Annotated in this window: 11 protein-coding genes; 7 read left to right on the top strand and 4 right to left on the bottom strand. The window is 70.0% G+C overall.

Annotation, left to right across the window (positions count from 1 at the left end; all coding sequences use genetic code 11):
* Window positions 1–27: 27 nt before the first annotated feature.
* Complete coding sequence (gene mgrA, locus BA895_RS07360; protein WP_070191250.1) at window positions 28–1,071, bottom strand: L-glyceraldehyde 3-phosphate reductase; 1,044 nt, start codon at window positions 1,069–1,071, stop codon at window positions 28–30.
* 290 nt (window positions 1,072–1,361) lie between these two features.
* Between mgrA and BA895_RS07355 the strand changes: the two genes are divergently transcribed.
* The 5 genes from BA895_RS07355 (at window position 1,362) to BA895_RS07335 (ending at window position 6,916) form a co-directional block, all read left to right on the top strand.
* On the top strand, window positions 1,362–1,913 hold the full coding sequence (locus BA895_RS07355; protein ID WP_070191249.1) for a (2Fe-2S)-binding protein: 552 nt from the start codon (window positions 1,362–1,364) through the stop codon (window positions 1,911–1,913).
* Window positions 1,910–4,408 carry a xanthine dehydrogenase family protein molybdopterin-binding subunit gene (locus BA895_RS07350; RefSeq protein ID WP_070191248.1) on the top strand — a complete coding sequence of 833 codons (2,499 nt, stop codon included), beginning with the start codon at window positions 1,910–1,912 and terminating at the stop codon, window positions 4,406–4,408. The genes BA895_RS07355 and BA895_RS07350 overlap by 4 nt, the downstream gene beginning before the upstream one ends.
* The gene (locus tag BA895_RS07345) at window positions 4,405–5,262 is read left to right on the top strand and encodes a xanthine dehydrogenase family protein subunit M (protein ID WP_070191247.1); all 858 of its coding nucleotides are present in this window, start codon (window positions 4,405–4,407) and stop codon (window positions 5,260–5,262) included. Before BA895_RS07350 ends, BA895_RS07345 begins: the two co-directional genes overlap by 4 nt.
* Window positions 5,263–5,269: 7 nt before the next feature.
* A complete protein-coding gene (locus BA895_RS07340; protein WP_070191367.1) occupies window positions 5,270–6,064 on the top strand; it encodes an SRPBCC family protein in 795 nt (264 codons plus the stop codon).
* A 183-nt stretch (window positions 6,065–6,247) separates the two neighbouring features.
* Entirely contained in the window at window positions 6,248–6,916 is a 669-nt protein-coding gene (locus BA895_RS07335) for an SDR family oxidoreductase (protein WP_070191246.1), read from the top strand.
* A gap of 18 nt (window positions 6,917–6,934) precedes the next feature.
* On the opposite strand, the gene BA895_RS07330 is transcribed toward BA895_RS07335, so the two are convergent.
* From BA895_RS07330 to BA895_RS07315, 3 genes are all read right to left on the bottom strand, one after another.
* Complete coding sequence (locus tag BA895_RS07330; RefSeq protein WP_070191245.1) at window positions 6,935–7,759, bottom strand: class F sortase; 825 nt, start codon at window positions 7,757–7,759, stop codon at window positions 6,935–6,937.
* Between the two features lie 71 nt (window positions 7,760–7,830).
* The gene (locus tag BA895_RS23875) at window positions 7,831–8,649 is read right to left on the bottom strand and encodes a hypothetical protein (protein WP_175442272.1); all 819 of its coding nucleotides are present in this window, start codon (window positions 8,647–8,649) and stop codon (window positions 7,831–7,833) included.
* Window positions 8,650–9,134: 485 nt separating this feature from the next.
* A complete protein-coding gene (locus BA895_RS07315) occupies window positions 9,135–9,779 on the bottom strand; it encodes a hypothetical protein (RefSeq protein ID WP_070191242.1) in 645 nt (214 codons plus the stop codon).
* Window positions 9,780–9,928: 149 nt separating this feature from the next.
* On the opposite strand from BA895_RS07315, the gene glp reads away from it, so the two are divergent.
* Both glp and BA895_RS07305 read left to right on the top strand, forming a co-directional pair.
* On the top strand, window positions 9,929–11,131 hold the full coding sequence (gene glp / locus BA895_RS07310; RefSeq protein ID WP_070191366.1) for a gephyrin-like molybdotransferase Glp: 1,203 nt from the start codon (window positions 9,929–9,931) through the stop codon (window positions 11,129–11,131).
* 32 nt (window positions 11,132–11,163) lie between these two features.
* Window positions 11,164–12,801, top strand: a complete 1,638-nt coding sequence (locus tag BA895_RS07305) for an ABC-F family ATP-binding cassette domain-containing protein (RefSeq protein WP_070191241.1) — start codon at window positions 11,164–11,166, stop codon at window positions 12,799–12,801.
* The last annotated feature ends 2 nt before the right edge of the window (window positions 12,802–12,803 follow it).

Here is a 12,803-nt window from a genome sequence, read left to right as displayed (position 1 = left end):
TCGAACCAGGCGGCTGAGGGGGAGGGGTCAGTGCGAGCTGGAGGTCTTCCAGAGGTTGATGCCGCCCTCGACGGCGTGCCGGTCGATCTTCGCGAGCTCGGCATCGGTGAACTCGAGGTTGCCCAGGGCGCCGAGGCTGTCTTCGAGCTGTTCCGGCGACGACGCGCCTACCAGCACCGAGGTGACCCGCGGGTCACGCAGCACCCACGCGAGCGCGAGCTGAGCGAGCGACTGTCCACGGGCCTTGGCGATGCGGTTGAGCGCGCGCACGTGCTTCATCGTCTGCTCGTTCAGCAGCTTCGGCGACAGCGACTTGCCCTGCGACGCCCGCGAACCGGCCGGCACCCCCTTGAGGTACTTGTCGGTGAGCATGCCCTGCGCCAGCGGCGAGAAGGCGATGGCGCCGACCCCCTCGACGCCGAGCACGTCGAGCAGGTCCTCCTCGACCCAGCGGTTCAGCATGGAGTAGCTGGGCTGGTGGATGAGCAGCGGGGTGCCCATCTGGCGCAGGATCCCGATGGCCTCCTGGGTGCGCGCGCCGGAGTACGACGAGATGCCGACGTAGAGCGCCTTGCCCTGGCGCACCGCGGTGTCGAGCGCGCCCATGGTCTCTTCCAGCGGCGTGGTCTCGTCGAAGCGGTGGCTGTAGAAGATGTCGACGTAGTCGAGGCCCATCCGCTGCAGCGACTGGTCGAGCGAGCTGAGCAGGTACTTGCGCGACCCGCCGCCCTGCCCGTAGGGGCCCGGCCACATGTCGTAGCCGGCCTTGCTCGAGATGATGAGCTCGTCGCGGTAGCGCTTGAAGTCCTGCGCGTAGATCGTGCCGAAGTTGCGCTCGGCGCTGCCGTAGGGTGGCCCGTAGTTGTTGGCCAGGTCGAAGTGCGTGACGCCGAGGTCGAAGGCGCGGCGCAGCGTGGCGCGCTGCTTGTCGAGGGCGACGTCGTCACCGAAGTTGTGCCACAGGCCCAGCGAGACGGCCGGCAGGTCGAGCCCGCTGTTGCCGGTGCGGCGATAGGTCATGGTGTCGTAGCGCGATCGGAGGGCCTGGTAGTCGTCGGCGTGCATCGTCATGGCAACAGTCTTGCCTGTCGGGTGCCGGTTTCGTCACCAGGGCCGTGTCGGGCGGCAGGCCTCCACGGCCTGAGCCTGCTCGAGCTGGTCACTACGTCACTGATGCGCCCCACGGGTCAGTGACGTAGCGATGTGCATCAGGGCGGCTGCCTGACGCACGCACTCGACGCCTTTGTGACGATTGGGCGGGCCACTCTTGTCGAGGTTTGCCGTTCCCCTTGTCAGGACCCGACCGGCGGGTAAGACTCAGCCCAGGGACGACATCTGCAGAGCGGCAGGAGACTTTTCGCATGACCAGAATCACTGTGAACGTCGACGGGACGAAGTATTCCGACGAGGTCGAGCCACGGACCTTGTTGGTCCAGTACCTACGAGAGAGCCTCGGCAAGACCGGCACGGTCATCGGGTGCGACACGAGCAACTGCGGCGCCTGCACGGTGCACCTCGACGGCACGAGCGTGAAGTCGTGCAACATGCTGGCGGTGCAGGCCGACGGGCACGAGGTCACCACGATCGAGGGCCTGGCCAAGAACGGCGAGCTGCACCCGCTGCAGACTGCCTTTCACGAGTGCCACGCCCTGCAGTGCGGCTACTGCACGCCCGGCATGATCATGCAGTCGTGCGACCTGCTGAAGAACAACCCCGACCCCAGCGAGCAGGAGATCCGCGAGGGCCTCGAGGGAAACCTCTGCCGGTGCACCGGCTACCAGAACATCGTCAAGGCCGTGCAGCAGGCAGCCCGTCAGGGCAAAGAATCAGGCCAACAGAGCGGCCAGGGTGATGCCGACGGCAACCCGGTCGACCTGAACGAGGCAGAGCAGACCGTAGGGGCGACGTCATGACCATTACCGAAGACCGCCCCGACACCGCCGCCCCCGACGCCGAGATCGGCAAGGCCCGCCGCCGCAAGGAGGACCAGCGCCTCATCACCGGCCGCACCCGCTGGACCGACAACCTCACCGTGCCCGGCATGCTGCACCTGGCCATGGTGCGCAGCCCGTTCGCGCACGCGAACATCACGTCGATCAACACCGACGAGGCCAAGGCGGCATCCGGCGTCATCGACGTGATCACGGGCGAAGACATCAAAGACGTGCAGGGCGTCAACGCGAACGCCTGGCCCATCACCACCGACCAGGTCACCCCGACGCACCTGCCGGTCGCCGTCAGCCGCGTCGCGTGCGCCGGCGAGATCGTGGCCGTCGTCGTGGCCCGCACCCCCGCCGAGGCCCGGGATGCCGCTGAGCTGGTCGACGTCGACTACGAGGAGCTCCCAGCGGTGCTCGACCTCAAAGAGGCCGCTGCCGACACGGTGATCGCCCACCCCGACCTCGGCACCAACAAGTGCGCCTTCTGGAAGCTCGACTCGGCCGAACAGGGCTCGGGCGGCGACGTCGAGGCGGCCATCGCCAAGGCCCGCACCGACGGCATCGTCATCGAGCGTGAGTACCGCCAGCAGCGGCTCATCCCGGCGTTCATGGAACCGCGTTCGGTGCTCGTTGACCCGACCGGTGAGCAGATGATCGTCTGGTCATCGACCCAGGTGCCGCACATCCTGCGCTTTCTCATCGCCGCGACGATGGGCATCCCTGAGTCGAAGATCCGGGTCATCGCCCCCGACGTCGGGGGCGGTTTCGGCGGCAAGCTGCAGACCACTCCAGAGGAGTTCGCCACCATCGCGATCTCGCGCCGGCTGGGCAAGCCGTGCAAGTACACCGAGACCCGCTCCGAGTCGCTTCTCTCGGGCCACCACGGCCGCGACCAGTGGCAGAAGCTGACCCTCTCGGCCGAGAAGGATGGCACCGTCACCGGCCTCAAGGTCGACCTGCTCGCCGACATGGGCGCCTACGTCGCCATTGTCGGTGGCGGCGTGCCGGTGCTCGGCGCCTGGATGTTCAACTCGATCTACAAGTTCCCGGCCTACCAGTTCAACTGCCAGACGGTGCTGACCAACAAGACCTGGGTCGACGCCTACCGCGGCGCCGGGCGGCCCGAGGCCACCTTCGCCATCGAGCGGATCATGGACGAGCTGGCGGCCGAGCTGGGCCGCGACCCGATCGAGGTGCGCGAGCAGAACTGGATCACGCACGAGGAGTTCCCCTTCACCACGGTGGCGGGGATGACCTACGACTCCGGCAACTACGAGGCGGCCACGGCCAAGGCCAAAGAGCTCTTCGGCTACGACGAGCTGCGCGCCGAGCAGCAGCAGCGCCGCGACAGCCACGACCCCGTGCAGCTCGGCATCGGCGTCTCGACCTTCACCGAGATGTGTGGCCTCGCGCCCTCACGCATCCTCGGCCAGCTCAACTACGGCGCCGGCGGGTGGGAGCACGCCAGCATCCGCATGCTCGCGACCGGCAAGGTCGAGGTGCTCACGGGCAGCTCGGCTCACGGCCAGGGGCACGAGACGGCGTGGAGCCAGATCGTCGCCGACCGGCTCGGCGTCGCTTTCGAAGACGTCGAGGTGCTGCACGGCGACACCCAGATCGCCCACCGCGGCATGGACACCTACGGTTCACGATCACTCGTCGTCGGCGGTGAGGCAGTCGTGCGGGCCGCCGACAAGGTGATCGCCAAGGCCAAGGTCTTCGCGGCCCACCTGCTCGAGGCCAGCGAAGACGACCTCGAGTTCAAGGCTGGTCGCTTCGAGGTCAAGGGCACCGACAAGGGCCTGGCCATCGGCGAGGTCGCCCTGGCCGCCTTCGCGGGGCACAACCTGCCCGACGGCGCCGAGCCCAGCATCGACGCCGACGCCACCTACGACCCGGTCAACTTCTCCTTCCCCCACGGCACCCACCTGTGCGCCATGGAAGTCGACACCGAGACCGGCGCCACGACGATGCGCAAGTACGTCTGCGTCGACGACATCGGCACGATCATCAACCCCCTCATCGTCGAGGGGCAGATCCACGGCGGGCTCGTGCAGGGCATCGCGCAGGCGCTGTGGGAGGGCGCCGAGTACGACGAGAACGGCACCCTCGTGACGGGCTCGTTCGTCGACTACACCCTGCCGACGGCCGCCGACACGATCAACTACGTCAGCGACCACACCGTTTCGCCGTCGACGACGAACACGTTGGGAACCAAGGGAGTCGGCGAGGCGGGCACGATCGCCTCGACGCCCGCGGTCGTCAACGCGATCGTCGACGCCATTCGATCGTTCGGCGTCAACGACGTGCTGATGCCGTGCACTCCGGAGCGGGTCTGGAAGGCCATCCTGACCGGGTCGGCCAAGCCTGCCGAAGGCGAGCGAGAGGCGGCGCCGCACTTCGACGACGGAGCGCCGAATCAGGACAACCCCGATACGTCCGCTTCGACCCAGGGTGGTGCCCAGTGATTCCGGCGACGTTCGACTACCTCGCCCCGACCTCGGTCGCCGACGCCATCGCGGCGCTGGAGGAGCACGGCGACGAGGCCAAGGTGCTGGCCGGCGGCCAGTCGCTGCTGCCCATCCTGCGGATGCGGCTCAACGCGCCCGGCGTCGTCATCGACCTCGGCAAGATCAGCGAACTGCAAGGGGTCACGGAGGACGGTGACGACCTCGTGATCGGCGCCATGACGACGTACTTCGACGTGCTCGCCTCGGATGCCGTGTCGACCCACGCGGCGCTGCTGAACAAGGCGATCGCGACCGTGGCCGACCCGCAGATCCGCCACCGCGGCACGATCGGCGGCGCGCTCGTTCACGCCGACCCGGCCGGCGACGTCGGTGCTCCGGCGCTGGCCCTCGGGGCGAGCTTCGTCATCGCCGGACCCGGCGGCGCGACCCGCACGGTGGCGGCCGACGACTTCTTCGAAGACCTGTTCCAGACCGCGGTCGGCGAGGGCGAGCTGCTCACGCAGATCCGCGTGCCGAAGCACACCGGCTGGGGCGCCCACTACGAGAAGTTCGTTCGGGTCAGCCACCAGTGGTCGATCGTCGGCATCGCGGCGACCGTGCGCAGCGAGGGTGGCGCCATCGCCGAGGCGCGGGTCGGTCTGACCAACATGGGCTCGACCCCGTTGCGGGCCAAGGCCGTCGAGGAGGCCCTGGTCGGCCAGCCGGCCACCGACGAGGCCGTAAGAGCTGCGGTCGCGCAGGTCGCCGACGGCACCAACCCGCCGTCCGACCTCAACGGTGACTCCGACTACCGCAAGCACCTCGCCACCGTGTTGACCAGGCGTGCGGTGCTGGCGGCGGCGGGCGCGTGAGCTGCTGATGGACCTCACCCACTCGTTCACCGTCCCGACCTCGGTCGACGACGCCTGGGCCCTGTTCATGGACCTCGAGAAGGTCGGCAGCTGCTTCCCGGGTGCCACCGTGACCGAGGTGCGCGACGGCGGCTTCTCGGGCACGGTCAAGGTCAAGCTCGGCCCGATCGCGATGGTGTACTCCGGCACCGGGTCGTTCGTCGAGCGTGACGACGCCGCCCACACCGCCGTCATCTCGGCCAAGGGCAAGGACAAACGCGGCAACGGCACGGCCGGGGCCACCGTGACGCTCTCGCTCTCACCCGACGGCGAGGGCTCGCGGGCCGACGTCGTGACCGACCTCGCCGTGACCGGCAAGCCCGCCCAGTTCGGGCGCGGCGTCATGCAGGACGTCTCCGACAAGCTGCTGCAGGCGTTCGTGGCCTGTGTCGAGAAGCAGCTCGGCGGCGACGGGGAAGCGCCCGAGGGGCCGGCGACGGGCAGCTCCTCCGCCGCTTCGCCGGGTGAACCGGCGCCGGCGGCCGGCGGCACGGCTCCCGAGACCGGCTTCATCGAGACGGCATCCGACGCCCTGGCCGCCGACACGACAAAGACCCCGCCCTCGGCGTCCAGCGCGGCGGTCACGCCGCCCCGGCCCGCAAGCGCCCCAGCCCGGCCGCAGGCGGTGACGCCGGCCCATGACGACGACGCGCTCGACCTCGGTTCGGCGGTTCTGCCCGTGTTGGTGCGCCGGTACTCCGGCTTCGCGGCCGCCGCTCTCGCCGGCGTGCTGCTCGGTTGGCTCCTGGGTCGGCGCCACTGACCCGTTCACGCCGTACGAAAGTGGCCACTCGACCAAAACCGGTCGAGTGGCCACTTTCGTACAGCCGCACGGCCACGGGTTCTCCGGGCGGCCGCCCTGGCCGGGTGGCCGCGAGCCAGGCTGGACGGCTGGCGTAGGGTCAAATCAGTCGTCGTCAGCGGCATCCCGTGGGGAAGGACCAGCATGGCTCGCATCGTCATCATCGGAGGCCACGGCAAGGTGGCCCTGCTGGCCGTCCCCCTGCTCGTTGAGGCCGGCCACGAGGTCACTGCGGTGATCCGCAAGCCGGAGCAGTCTGAAGACCTGGTCGCTGTGGGCGCCCAGCCGCTCGTGCTCGACATCGAGACGGGCTCCGTCGAAGAGCTGAACGACGCCCTGCGCGGCCACGATGTCGTGGTGTGGTCAGCCGGCGCCGGCGGTGGCAGCCCCGAGCGCACCTACGCCGTCGACCGCGACGCAGCGATCCGCTCGGTCGATGCGGCACTCGCGGCTGAGGTGACGCGGTATGTCATGGTGTCGTACTTCGGGGCCGGCCCCGATCACGGGGTGCCCGAGGACAACGGCTTCTTCGCCTACGCCGAGGCGAAGTCGGCGGCCGACGCCTACCTTGCGGCTTCGGGGCTCGACCACGTGATCCTGCGCCCGAGCGGGCTCACCGACGGCGCCGCAAGCGGCACCATCGAGTGGGGCGAAGGCATCGAGGCAGCGACGGTCTCGCGGGGCAATGTTGCCCAGGTCATTGCCGTCGTGGTCGACGCGGCGCCGACTGCCTCGGAGTCATCAGCCCCGACCGGCCGGGTGATCGAGTTCAACGACGGGGACCGGCCGGTCAGCGAGCTCGCCGCCGGTTGAGGCGGCGCTGCTCGTTCGTCAGCCGCGGTCGATCGGTGTGGCGATCAACAGGCTGATGTGATCGTAGTTCTGCTCCCACGAGTTGAACGGACCACCGCAGGTGGCCAGGAACAGCCGCTCCGGGCCGCTGAAGTTGTAGAGGCCCTGGCTCGAGACGATGTTGGCGTAGTCGCCCTTGGCGACGTCGCGCCACACCCGTTGCACCTGGTAGGAGCACACCGACCCGTTGCCGGCGACGATGTCGATGCGCTGACCGTTGGCGATCTTGGAGGCGAAGCTCTCCTTGAAGATCGCGGATCCGTCGTGGTAGGTGTGCCCGTTGACCAGCACGGTGCCGGTGCCCGAACCGGGACGTGGGCCGGCTGAGTACCAGCCGGCCTTCGTGCGATCGCTGGGGTTGCCCAAGGCCTTGCGACCTTGAGCATCGGTCGGGCCCGAAGAGTCGAGCCCGATGGTCTGGAACTTGGCGTTCACTCCCAGGGCAGGAATCACCAGTCGAGCCGGTACGGCGGCGACACAGCGCGTTGAGGTGGCGGCCGCTCCAGCGGCGCCCCTCGCTGCCGGGGCGCGGGTGCCCTTGGTCGCTGCGGGCTGTCCGGCTGTGGCAGAGGTGGATGGAGCCGAAGGCGTGGACCCTGTCGCCGGCGACGTGCGTGCGGTGGCAGGCTGCCCCGGCTTCGTCGTCTCAGCGGAGGCCGACGGGCTGAGCGACGTGGCGGCCATCGGGGCGGGGCTGGCGCTCACCGGGTCGGGCGCGATAGGGCGCAGGATGATCAGCCAGGTGGCGACCACCGTCATAAGTGCGACGACGGCCGTCAGCACGAGCGTGCGACGTTGCGGCATAGGAGCTCCGATGCGAGCGAGCCGGCTGACGGTGGGCGGCCGCATGGCGACCGCCCACCGTCAGCAGCTCGTCACTTGCCGGTGGTGGCGCGGCGTCGCCGCTGGGCGACGTCCGTGATGGTGATGGCGCCGGCGAGCAGCAGCAGGCCAGACCCGATGGCGAGGTTGGCCGGGTTCGACGAGCCTGCCCCACCGGTTCCGGGAGGACCGTAGCCGGGAGCCGTCTGTGGCGGCGTGGTCGGCGGCGTGGTGACCGGCGGCGTGGTCACCGGAGGTGTCGTCGGCGGTGTGGTGACGGGCGGCGTGGTCGGCGGTGTGGTGACCGGCGGCGTGGTCGGCGGCGTCGTCACGGGCGGCGTAGTCGTCGTGGTGGTCACCGGCGGTGTAGTCGTCGTGGTGGTCACGGGCGGCGTGGTCGGCGGTGTGGTGACCGGCGGCGTGGTCGTCGTGGTGGTCACCGGCGGCGTGGTCGTCGTGGTGGTCACGGGCGGCGAGGTGTACCCCGAGTTGGTCTTGGTTCCCGTGGGAAGCGGGCTCGCGTTGGGTGCGGGGCACGCGCTCAGTCCCGGCGAGTCACCGTTGATCTGCACGACGTAGATGCGGTTTCCCCCCGCAGCGAGGTACTGGTTTCCGACGGAGACCTCGCCGTCGCCGTTGAGGTCGGCCGACTTCCACGGGACGTCGCGCGGGTTGTTGTTCTTCACCAGGTATTCGGCGTCCGTACCCGACTGTGCGTAGTGGCACTCCCACACGCGGTCGCCCGGCTTCATGACCTGAGCCGACGCAGGGAATCCCGACGCCACGGTGATGAGGCCCACCGCGGACAGGCCGACGGCAGCGGCAACCACTCCAGCCCGTTTGGGCAGGCGGATGGTCTTGGTTTCGTTCACAGGTATTCCCCCATTGGTTGAGCTTGATGTGACCCCAGGCGCCCCCGCGCCGGGTCAGTTGTCCCATGAGCAGACTAGGTTGACGAACCGAGAAAGGTATGGAAATAGTAAAATTCGCAGGAAAATCTCAGGGAGCCTCGCCGAGGTTCCCGTCGCTCTGACCAGCAACACAGAGCCGCGAAACCCCAAGGCGCTCAACGTGTTTGAGCCGTTTTTGGTCGGTATGGCCGTCGAGCCCACACAGCGGTGCTGCTCGGTCTGACCGGTGAGCGGCCCGCGACGTTGGACCGACGTGGGACCCCCGAGCGGTCAAGCGGCGGGTTGCCACGATCTGTTCGAAGCGACGCCCAAAGCTGGGGCCACACGAGATCGTGTTCGATGCGCGCGGCGGGCTCCCCGACAGACGTCATCGAGCGTTGACGGGCCCGGTTGCCTACGGGCCCGGCTGGCTACGGGCCCGGCTGGCTACGGGCCCGGCCGGCGCATCAGAGCCCGACGGGCGGATGCCGCTGGGCCCGTTCGCGCCCACGCAGCACGAGGCGCGGCAGCAGCACACCGAAGAGCGCGGCCGCGGCGACCCCGCCGGCGACCGCGAGGCCGCTGTGACCGAACCGGCCCGGTACGGCGACCAGGGCCCAACCCACCGGCACCAGCCCGATGAGCAGCACGGTTTCACCGCGACTCCACAGCGGAGACATCGACGACAGCAGCACGATTCCGACCCAGGCGAACAGCACCCACCGTCCGGTGGCGACGGCGGCCAGAGTGACGGCGAGGTACCCGATGGCGACGAGGGCGCCGGCGCCGAGTGCGGCGACGGCGACCGGCACCCAGCTCTCGGCAAGGGCGTCGCCGTTGCCCGGTGCGATGGCCTGGCGCGGGTGCCCCGCCTCTTTGCGGTCGGCATAGGCCTTGTCAGCGATCGAGCGGGGCGACCCGAGGCGCGCCACGGCGGCCTCGACCTCGGCATCGGTCGGGTCGGCACCGAGCCTGGCGACGCTGGTGGTGGTCTCGGCGCGGATGCCCTCCATCACCTCTGACCGTTCGGCGGGCGGCAGCCCGCGCAGCAGCGTGTCGACCTCGTCGAGGTGGGCGGTGACCAGGGGGTGAGGTGAGGGCGTGAGGTCCATGCGTGCCGTTCTGGAAGGGTGCGACGACTTCGCCGAACCGCGGGTCGCGCGGGCGCGAACCGTGATCACGGGTGGCTCCCAGTATCGTCCCGACCCCCGGTGGCCGGACCGCCAGGTCGTTCCGAGTGGCGGTGCGCCAGACTGGCGCCGTGTCCTTCGAGCGCCAGGTCTCCGTCGCTGAGCACCGAGCCGCCATCCAGCGGCTGGTCGGCGGCCCGGTAGCACGCCGGGTCGCGCTCGACCGGCACGCCCTCGGGCGGCGCCTCGCAGCCGACCTCGTGGCCGCCGACGACCTGCCTCGCTTCGACAACTCAGCCATGGACGGCTACGCCGTACACCCCAGCAGCGCTGAGCAGCGTGAGTTCGTGGTCGTCGGAGACGTGCCGGCCGGACTGGCCCCGTTCTTCGAGCTCGGTCGCGGTGAGGCGGCCCGGGTGATGACCGGGGCCCGGCTACCCATCGGCACCTCAGCGGTCGTGCCGGTCGAGCACACCGACGCGACGCCGACCGGCCCTGCCCCGAAGCGGGTCGTGATCTCGGTGGGCGTGCACGCCGGACGCCACCTGCGCCGTCGCGGCGAGGACGTCGCAGCCGGCACGACCATCGCCACCAGCGGGTCGGTCGTCACGCCGGCACTCATCGCCTTGGGCCGCTCAGCAGGGTGCGCTCAGGCGCTCGTGTGCGCGGCTGTTCGGGTGGCCGTGGTGGCAACGGGGGCCGAGCTGGTCGACCCGAGCAGGGAGCCCGGCCTCGGCAGCATCCACGAGTCGAACAGCGACATGGTCGCCGCGCTGGCCCTGTCGGCCGGTTGTGTTGCGGCTCCGGTTCTGACGTGCGACGACGAACCGGAGCGGCTGCGGGCGGTACTCGACGATCTCGTCACCTCCGGCGCGGTCGACCTCGTCATCACCACCGGCGGGGTGAGTGCCGGCGCTTACGAGGTGGTGCGCCAGGTGTGCGAGCCGCTCGCGTCGTTCGAGTTCCGTCACCTGGCCATGCAACCGGGAGGGCCGCAGGGGCTCGGCCGGTGGCGGAGCCTGCCCGTGGTGTGCCTGCCCGGCACCCCGGGAGGTGCCTTCGTCGCGTTCCAGATGTTGGTGCGGCCGGCGCTCGACGCTCGACACGGCGCACCCCCGGCCGTGGCCCGCACCGCCACCTTCCACGGGGGGCCACGGTCGATGCGAGCCGGCAGAATGCAGTTCCTCACCAGCGTGCTTCATGATGACGGCACAGTCACCCTGCCCCACGGCCGGCACCTGGCGGCGCTCGCCGCCGCCAACGCCCTCGTCGAGGTGCCCGCGGAGGTCGAGACGCTGGTCGAGGGCGATGTCGTGCGTGTGCACCCCCTCTGACCGGGGCGAACAGGCGGCCCTAGTCTGATGCCGTGAGCGCGACCCTCGTGGCCAGGAACCTCTCCGGAGGCCACGCCCACCGAACCCTCTTCGAGGGACTCGATCTCACGGTGTCACCCGGTGACGTGGTGGGAGTCGTGGGCAGCAACGGCGCAGGCAAGACGACCCTGCTGCGACTGCTCGCGGGCGCCGCGGAGCCGCTGGAAGGGTCGGTGGTGACCGCGCCGAACGATGCATTCATCGGGTGGCTGCCCCAGGAGCACGAGCGGGTGCCCGGTGAGACCGTGGGTGACTACATCGCCCGGCGCACCGGGGCCTCAGCCGCTACGGCCGCCATGGAGGCGACCGCTGCCGCCCTGGGTGGTGACCAGCCGGGCGCCGACGAGGCCTACGCCGTCGCCCTCGACCACTGGCTCGCCAGCGGAGCCACTGATCTCGACGACCGGATACCAGCGGTGCTGGGCGAGCTCGGCCTCAGCGTCGGGCGCCACGCTGCGATGACCTCCCTGTCGGGCGGCCAGGCTGCCCGCGCGGCCCTGGCCGCTCTTCTGCTCAGTCGCTTCGACCTCGTGCTGCTCGACGAGCCGACCAACGACCTCGACCTGGCCGGCCTCGAGCGACTCGAGTCGTTCGTCGGGGGCCTGCGAGCCGGGGTCGTGCTGGTCTCTCATGATCGTGAGTTTCTGTCGCGGTGCGTGACGCGAGTCGTCGAGCTCGACCTGGCCCAGAACGCGGTGTCGGTGCACGACGGCAGCTACGAGTCGTACCTGTCCGAGCGCGAGGTCGCCCGGCGTCACGTTCGAGAGGCCTACGAGCAGTACGCCGGAACGCGAGCCGACCTCGAGAGCCGCGCTCGCACCCAACGCGAGTGGAGCAGCAAAGGCGTGCGCAACGCGATGCGCAAGAGCCCCGACAACGACAAGATCCGGCGGGCGGCCAGCATCGACTCGGCGGAGAAGCAGGCGCGCAAGGTGCGTCAGATGGAGTCACGGATCGCCCGCTTGGAGGAGGTCGACGAGCCCCGCAAGGAGTGGGTGCTGCAGTTCAGCATCGGTTCGGCGCCGAGGTCGAGCTCGGTCGTCGCCACTCTGCGCGAAGCCGTGGTGCGGCTCGGTGACTTCACTCTCGGGCCGGTGTCGCTGCAGGTCGAGGCGGGTGACCGCATCGGCATCACCGGGCCCAACGGGGCCGGCAAGACCACGTTGCTGCGGATGCTGCTCGGCCGGCTCGGGCCCGACTCGGGCTCGGCGAGCCAGGGCGTGAGCGTCGCGGTCGGCGAGATCGACCAGGCACGAACCGGTCTGCGCGAGTCGCTGTCGCTCGGTGACGCGTTCGCGGATGCCGTGCCCGACCTCGCGCCCGCTGAGCGGCGCACGCTGCTGGCCAAGTTCGGTCTGCGTGCCGACCAGGTCGCGAGTCTCGTCGGGCGGCTGTCGCCCGGTGAGAGAACCCGAGCGGCCATGGCCCTGCTGCAGGCGCGGGGGGTCAACCTGCTCGTGCTCGACGAGCCGACCAACCACCTCGACCTTCCCGCGATCGAGCAGCTCGAGCAGGCGCTGGCGGCCTACGACGGGGCGCTGCTGCTCGTCTCACACGACCGCCGGCTGCTCGAGAACGTGGGGGTCGACCGGCGCTGGCACGTCGAGCGCGGCGAGGTCACGCAGCGCTGATG

This window comes from Humibacillus sp. DSM 29435 (assembly GCF_001758225.1).
In the GTDB taxonomy this organism is placed as follows: Bacteria; Actinomycetota; Actinomycetes; order Actinomycetales; family Dermatophilaceae; genus DSM-29435.
The sequence above is the reverse complement of the archived record's forward strand: the minus strand, read 5'-3'. Positions and strand labels throughout refer to the sequence as shown.